Annotated in this window: 6 protein-coding genes; all 6 read right to left on the reverse strand. The window is 45.9% G+C overall.

The features are described 5' to 3' along the window. Positions 1 to 250 (reverse strand): hypothetical protein (locus AC1DUA_RS16705; RefSeq protein WP_477500840.1); only part of this gene is annotated, 250 nt, incomplete at its 3' end. A gap of 16 nt (positions 251 to 266) precedes the next feature. After that, positions 267 to 1,037, reverse strand: a complete 771-nt coding sequence (locus tag AC1DUA_RS16710; RefSeq protein ID WP_477500841.1) for a GNAT family N-acetyltransferase — start codon at positions 1,035 to 1,037, stop codon at positions 267 to 269. Between the two features lie 154 nt (positions 1,038 to 1,191). Next, on the reverse strand, positions 1,192 to 1,881 hold the full coding sequence (locus AC1DUA_RS16715; RefSeq protein WP_477500842.1) for an LrgB family protein: 690 nt from the start codon (positions 1,879 to 1,881) through the stop codon (positions 1,192 to 1,194). Then, complete coding sequence (locus AC1DUA_RS16720) at positions 1,871 to 2,221, reverse strand: CidA/LrgA family protein (RefSeq protein ID WP_477500843.1); 351 nt, start codon at positions 2,219 to 2,221, stop codon at positions 1,871 to 1,873. The genes AC1DUA_RS16715 and AC1DUA_RS16720 overlap by 11 nt, the downstream gene beginning before the upstream one ends. A 284-nt stretch (positions 2,222 to 2,505) precedes the next feature. Further along, positions 2,506 to 3,435: a ribonuclease Z gene (gene rnz, locus AC1DUA_RS16725; RefSeq protein WP_477500844.1), complete on the reverse strand. Its 930-nt coding sequence runs from the start codon at positions 3,433 to 3,435 to the stop codon at positions 2,506 to 2,508. Positions 3,436 to 3,544: 109 nt separating this feature from the next. Further along, the coding region (gene metH / locus AC1DUA_RS16730; RefSeq protein WP_477500845.1) for a methionine synthase at positions 3,545 to 6,973 on the reverse strand (3,429 nt) is incomplete at its 5' end.

A 6,973-nucleotide genomic window follows, 5' to 3' on the forward strand; every position in this document is an offset into this window, starting at 1 on the left:
GTGTAAACACAACATTTTTCATATAAATCTTAGAAGTCATACGAATTGCACGTTGTGGCATTCCATCAAGTAAATCGGCAATATTATGCTCCACACGTCTTACTAAACTATTTCGCAGAGCCATATATCCAGCAAAAGAGATAAACGTACATACCATATGCAAAACCCAAAGCGGAAAGATTCGCAGCATGCGTTCGGTACGCGCCAGCTTTTGTTCGTCTGAAGTTAGTTTGGCGATCCAATCATACAAAGCAAATCCTCCTTACCTACGTTGTTAGAAAATGACGTTTATACCGCTTCGTAACCCGCTCTTTTTCCAAAATAATGAAAAAGTCAACTGTCTCAAATAGCTCATCATACGCCGGATCTCCACCAATTTCAGCACCGAGCCATTGGTAGCCTTTCATGAGTGGGGGCAGCTTACGGAACACATCTTTCTCATTACATTCAACTTCTAATCGAACAAGTCCAGGTATCCGGTGGGTCGATAACGGTTCAATGCCGTATCTATTTGTAATCACCTGTTTTTGAAGCAGCATTGTATAAATTAAATTTAAATCTTCTAAATTGCTCATATGTACGCTTGCGCAGCCAATTAAATGGGTATAATTGCGCTCCGTAATATAACCGGCAATTCCTTCCCATAAAAGCTGAATCGCTTTACCGCCGCGATACTCAGGTGCAATGCAGCTGCGACCTAATTCAAGCGTCTGTTCTTTATATGCAGCATACGCCGCTAGATTAAATTCGGTTTCCGAATAAAAGCCGATGCCTTGAAGGGCACGATCTCCTGGAAGCAGACGGTAAGTACCTACAACCTGATCTGTGTCCAAATCTTTCACAATGAGATGATCGCAGTACGCATCATAAGCGTCTTTTTCAAGACCTTCCTCATTGAGCATTCGCATGTTCTTCTCTTCTTCAACGAAAACCTGATACCTTAGTCTCATGGCCTGCTCAATTTCATCTGCGCTGCTTGCAAGCCTAACCGCTAGTTTGGCCTGCTGAGGCGCCGTATTCAGAAGGGGTCCACTCATCAACCTCACGCCTTTCCACTGGATTCTCACTTTTCCATCGTAGCAGAGGTTTATTATGGTTTCGTTTTCGTATTGTGAAAATTTTGTAATGTTTAGATAATTCAAAAAACCGTTTTCGTCACTTTGACGAAAAACGGTTTATCAGAATGTAAGACTATTTTATCCAGTAGTAAATGGGTATGAATAAAATGGACGTCATGATGCCACAAAGCGCCATCGACAGCCCAGCAAAACCGCCCTGCTGCTCCGAATCCTTAACAACTTTTGCAGTCCCTATGCCATGTGCAGCCGTCCCTAAGGCAATTCCGATAGAGATGTCATCTCTTATCTTCAGCCAGTTCAACAAACGCGTGCCAAACATGCTGCCAAACAGACCCGTCATCGTCGTTAAAACCGCAGTAAGTTCTGGAATTGCGCCTAACCGCGTAGCTATTTCGATCGAGATTGGCGAGCTAACCGACTTAGGCAGCATGCTAAGAATGATTGACTGGCTGCCGCCTAGCAGTCCAACTATAGCCGCACTCGATGCGATGCCGGTAATTGAGCCAGCCAATACGCTAAGCATGACGCGCTTCAAATTGGAGCGGATTAAGGATCTGTATTTATATAACGGGACACCTAATGCGACGGTTGCTGGTCCAAGCAGAAGGATTAACACATCCGCCCCTCGTTTAAAGTCTTCAAAAGGAATTCGAAAACCAACTAAAATAAGAATAATAAGTCCAGTGCATACAAAAAGCGGATGCATGAATCGCCATCGCTGATAAATCACATTAGCGAATRCATAAATCAGAACGCTTAATGATAGTCCGAATAAGGGGTGCTGCAGCATATTACCCGCCATATTTCTCCCCTTCCTTACCTAGCTTGGATGATATCCATCCTGTAACAATCAGAACGACCGCTGTCGCTCCGACAATACCGCCACAAATCGCAACCAGATTCGCCCCAATAATCGGTAGAAACAGCAGAATACCAACCGTGTATGGGATAAAAAAAAGCATCATATGCCTTGTCAGCAGCGACGCGGCCTCTTCCACCCATTCAAGCTTGACAAGCTTAGCGAATAAAGCCGCTGTAAACAGCATGAGCCCGATCACGTTGCCAGGAAGCGGCAGGTGCAGGCCCATTTGGATCACATACCCTATGAAATTAAAAGCTAGTAAAATTGCAAAACCAAGCATGTTTTCTCCTTTTCCGCCCAAAAACAGGTTCATCCAGAGTCTTTATAAGCATTTCTTATTTCCCTTAACATAACATAAAAAATCGAGGACATAAAGATAGAAAGCAGTATTTCCGCTGCTGGAATGCCCATTTCGTCACCTCAGTCTACACACCTTTTGGATAGTGTATGAGCAAGAATTGCGAAAATGACTTCTTCTAACATATGGACACGACCTACCTATAAAAAAAGAGACTATCCATCCGGTCATTTCCGACCTTCCGAAATCGTCTCTTCCCATACATCTTATCCTTTGCGCAGCACTTCAAAGCTCCAAAAATCCTTGGCAATATGACTGTTGCTGTGATGATGCTGCGCTTCTTGCAGCAGTTCCAGCACTGCGTCTCCTTGGTAGCGAGAACTGATGTGCGTCATAATCAACGCGTTCGCCCCCGCCTCCTGAGCAATCCTCGCTGCATCCGTAGACGTCGCATGATCAAAAGAATAGGCTAATTCCTGCTTATCCATGGCGAATGTCGCCTCATGCACAAGCACATCTGCGCCTCGTGCCAACAGCTTTGCCCCGCTGCAATAGCGGGTATCGCCGAGAATAACAACAATGCGTCCGGGAATCGGCGCACCAAGGAAATCGGCACCATGCAGCGTGCTCCCGTCCTCGAGCTGAACCGTCTGCCCTTGCTTGAGCTTACCGTAGATCGGACCGGCTGGTATGCCGAGCGCCGTCAACTTATCCAGCATCAGCTTGCCGGGTTGATCCTTTTCAATAACCCGGAAACCGAAGCTTTCGATGCGATGCTCCAAACGCGCCGTTTCAACCTTAAATGTTTCATCTTCGAAGAGGAGTCCCTCTTCCTCGATTTCCACAATCTTTAGTAGGTAGGTCAAATGCGCGCCGCTAACTTCCAGAGACGTCTCAACAAATCGTTTGAGCCCTGGCGGGCCAAACAAGGTAAGTGGTGTATCGCCTCCCAGATACGAGCGACTTGTTAACAATCCTGGCAATCCATACAAATGGTCTCCATGCAAATGGGTGATGAACAGCATCTCGGTACGCCCGAGCTTCACGGGAGAGTTCATAATTTGCTGCTGAGTGCCTTCTCCGCAGTCAAATAGCCAATATGTACCCCGTTCATCCAGCAAGTTAAGAGCAATCGATGTGACATTGCGTTGCTTGGAAGGCATGCCTGCCCCTGTTCCCAAAAAATATAGTTCCACGTTCTAAAACCCCAATCTCTCTGAAAATCACTGTTGGTAACACGGAAAGCGAGGACGCTGCCGAACATGGTGTTCGAGCAAGCTGCCTCGCTTTATGCACTAATTTTTCTTAGCCTACATTGAAATAACGCGCTTCTTTGTGGGCAAAAACAATAGCTGAAACCGATGCTTCCGGCTCCATCATGAATGACTCTGTCAGCTCAACGCCAATATCTTCGGGCTTCAGAAGATTAAACAACTTGGCTTGATCCTCGAGACTAGGACATGCCGGGTAACCAAATGAGAAACGTTGACCGACGTATTTGGCTCCGAATCTCTCTTGCATCGTCATATCAACGCGATCCGCGATCCCCCAGACATCCCTCATAATATGATGGATACGTTCTGCAAATCCTTCCGCTACTTCCAAGGCTGTCGCTTGCAGCGCATGAGACTTCAAGTAATCCCCTTTGTCGCGCCAATCCTTGGCCAGTTCATTAATATCATGCCCAGCTGTTACAAGTAAGAAGCCCACATAATCCATCTGACCGCTCTCTACGGACTTCAAATAGTCAGCTAGACACAGATAAGGTTCTTTGTCTTGACGCGGGAACGTGAAGGTCTCCAGAACTTTGCTGTGATCTTGCGGATCGTAGACAATTACATCGTTTCCACTTGATTGAGCTGGGAAGAAGCGGTACATCCCATGCGCTTTAATGATCCCGTCATTTTGAGCAGCATACAGAATGGAATCGACCGTATCTTTGAGCTGAAGAGCCTTCGTATCCTTATCGCTAAGCAGTGCTTCAACTTTCCCTTTGAGACCGAGATGGTGGCCGAGCAGCATTTGCATATTCACATATGGCATGAGATGGCTAATTGGGTAATCTCTCATGATGTGACGATCCGTATCTTGCGGCATTTGCACAGGCAAATCTTTGGACACGGCAGACGAACTCACACGCGTAAGCTGAGGCAGTTTCTCTTCCTTTTTGCCAGTATCCATGACATCAGATTCCAGACTTTCTCTTAATTCCTGAATAAGACGTTTACGCTGCTCAGGATCACTTAGTCGGTTGGCAATATCAAGCCCGTCCATGGCATCCTTCGCATAGAGCACCACACCTTCGTATTCCGGCTGAATACGCGTTTTGGTGAATTTACGTGTCAGCGCGGCGCCTCCTACAAGGATCGGCACATCAACACCTGCAGTACGTAAATCCTGCGCGGTAATTACCATTTGTTGTGCGGATTTTACCAATAGCCCGGATAAACCAATTGCATCTGCATTCTCTCTGCGCTGTGCTTCAACAATTTGATCTGGCGGTACTTTAATCCCAAGATTTATAATCTTATAGCCATTATTCGACAGGATAATTTCGACCAGATTTTTACCGATATCATGAACGTCGCCTTTAACGGTAGCCAAAATGATTTTACCTTTGACAGCTGTTTCGGATTTCTCCATAAAGGGTTCCAGATAATTAACGGAGGCTTTCATCACCTCAGCACTTTGCAGTACTTCCGCAACAATCAATTCATTACCATTGAAGAGGCGGCCTACTTCTTCCATCCCTCTCATCAGCGGTCCATTGATTACTTCCAGAGGCGAATATGTTTTCAGCGCGATCTCAAGATCTGGAATCAGCCCTTCCTTCGTCCCTTCTACCACATAAGAACCAAGGCGCTCTTCCAAGGATAAATTGGAGATTTTCTCCTTCTTCTCGACCTTCTTCTCACGGAAATGAGCGACAAATTTCGCCAAAGTCTCATCATTCGTATTATAAATCAGTTCCTCAGCCAGTTGACGCTCTTCCTCCGAAATAGAGGCATAACGCTCCAACTTCTCTGTGTTCACAATCGCATAATCGAGACCCGCTTTCGTACAATGGTACAAATAAACCGAGTTCAACACTTCTCGTCCTGCATCCGGCAAGCCGAATGAAATATTACTCAAACCGAGAATCGTTTTTGCTCGTGGATATTTCTCTTTAATCAGCTTAATCCCTTCGATTGTTTCCACAGCAGAACCAATATATTGCGGATCCCCCGAACCGACAGGGAACATATTCGGATCAAAAATGATATCCTCAGGATTCATCCCGTATTTCCCGGTCAAAAGCTCATAAGAACGAGTTGCCACTTCAATTTTCGCTTCACGCGAAACGGCCTGGCCCCGTTCATCAATGAGAATACAAACGACGGCAGCTCCATATCGATGGATGAGAGGTAAAATTCCGGCAAATTTCACTTCGCCATCCTCCAGGTTAATGGAGTTAATAATCGCTTTACCTTGCGAGTACTTGAGTCCAAGTTCAATAATGTGATCATACGTGGAGTCAATCATCAAAGGTACTTTCACCTTTTTGACCACTTGCTGCATGAACTCTTCTACCGCGTAAGCCTCATCAATATCCGTATCCTGCAAGTTGATATCAATGACGTGTGCACCGTTTTTCACTTGGTTACGCGCAATCTCTGAGCCTTCTTCAAACTTGCCTTCTTTAATCAAGCGCTTGAATTTACGCGATCCCGAAATATTCGTTCGTTCACCGACCATGATTGGACGATTTTCAGGTTCGATAAATAAAGTTTCAATCCCCGAGACAGCAGGTAAATGTGTACCATATTCCGTTCTTGGTTTGTATTCACTAAGCGTTTCTGCCATGGCACGAATGTGCTCAGGCGTTGTTCCACAACATCCACCAGCGATATTGAGCCAGCCTTGCTCTGCAAATCCTGCCATTTTCTTGGCCAAGGATTCTGGCGACTCATGATAATGTCCGTTCTCATCAGGCAATCCGGCGTTCGGATAACAGCTGATTGCAGTTTCTGCAATACCCGCCAGTGTTCGAATGTGATCCCTCATGAATTCAGGGCCCGTAGCGCAGTTCAATCCCATAGAAATAGGTTTCAAATGTTCGAGCGAAATATAAAACGATTCGATATTTTGCCCAGCCAATGTAGTGCCCATTGGTTCAATCGTTCCCGAAATCATAATCGGAAGCTCAAAGCCCAACTTTTCGTAAGCCCTGCGAATACCAATGCTTCCCGCTTTCACGTTCAGCGTATCTTGCGACGTTTCCAGAAGAATCGCATCTACCCCAGCTTCACATAAAGCTAAAGCTTGCTCGTAATAACTTTCCTCCAGCTGTTCGAACGTAACGCCTCCGGTTACTGATAAGGTCTTGGTCGTTGGCCCCATTGCCCCTACGACATATCGCGGCCATTCCGGCGTGGAATATTTGTTCGCTGCCTCGATAGCAAGTTTGGCTGCAGCGAGGTTCAACTCGCGGTGACGGTCTTGCAAATCATACTCGGCAAGTACGACACTTGTTGTTCCGAACGTGTTTGTTTCTATCATATCCGCGCCTGCGGCGAAATAAGCTTCATGAATCTTACGAATCACATCTGGGCGAGTTACGCATAGAATTTCATTACAGCCGTCTAAATCATCGCCTCCGAAATCTTCAGCTGTCAAATTCTCTTGCTGAATCATGGTACCCATGGCGCCATCGAGGATCATGATCTTTTTCTTTAGCTGCTCTTGAATCGGTGG

It is taken from the genome of Paenibacillus sp. 01T422, assembly GCF_056398785.1.

Coding starts and splice junctions, on each gene's coding strand:
- AC1DUA_RS16710 (WP_477500841.1), bottom strand. CDS start 1,037: ATGAGTGGACCCCTTCTGAATACGGCGCCTCAGCAGGCCAAACTAGCG.
- AC1DUA_RS16720 (WP_477500843.1), bottom strand. CDS start 2,221: ATGCTTGGTTTTGCAATTTTACTAGCTTTTAATTTCATAGGGTATGTG.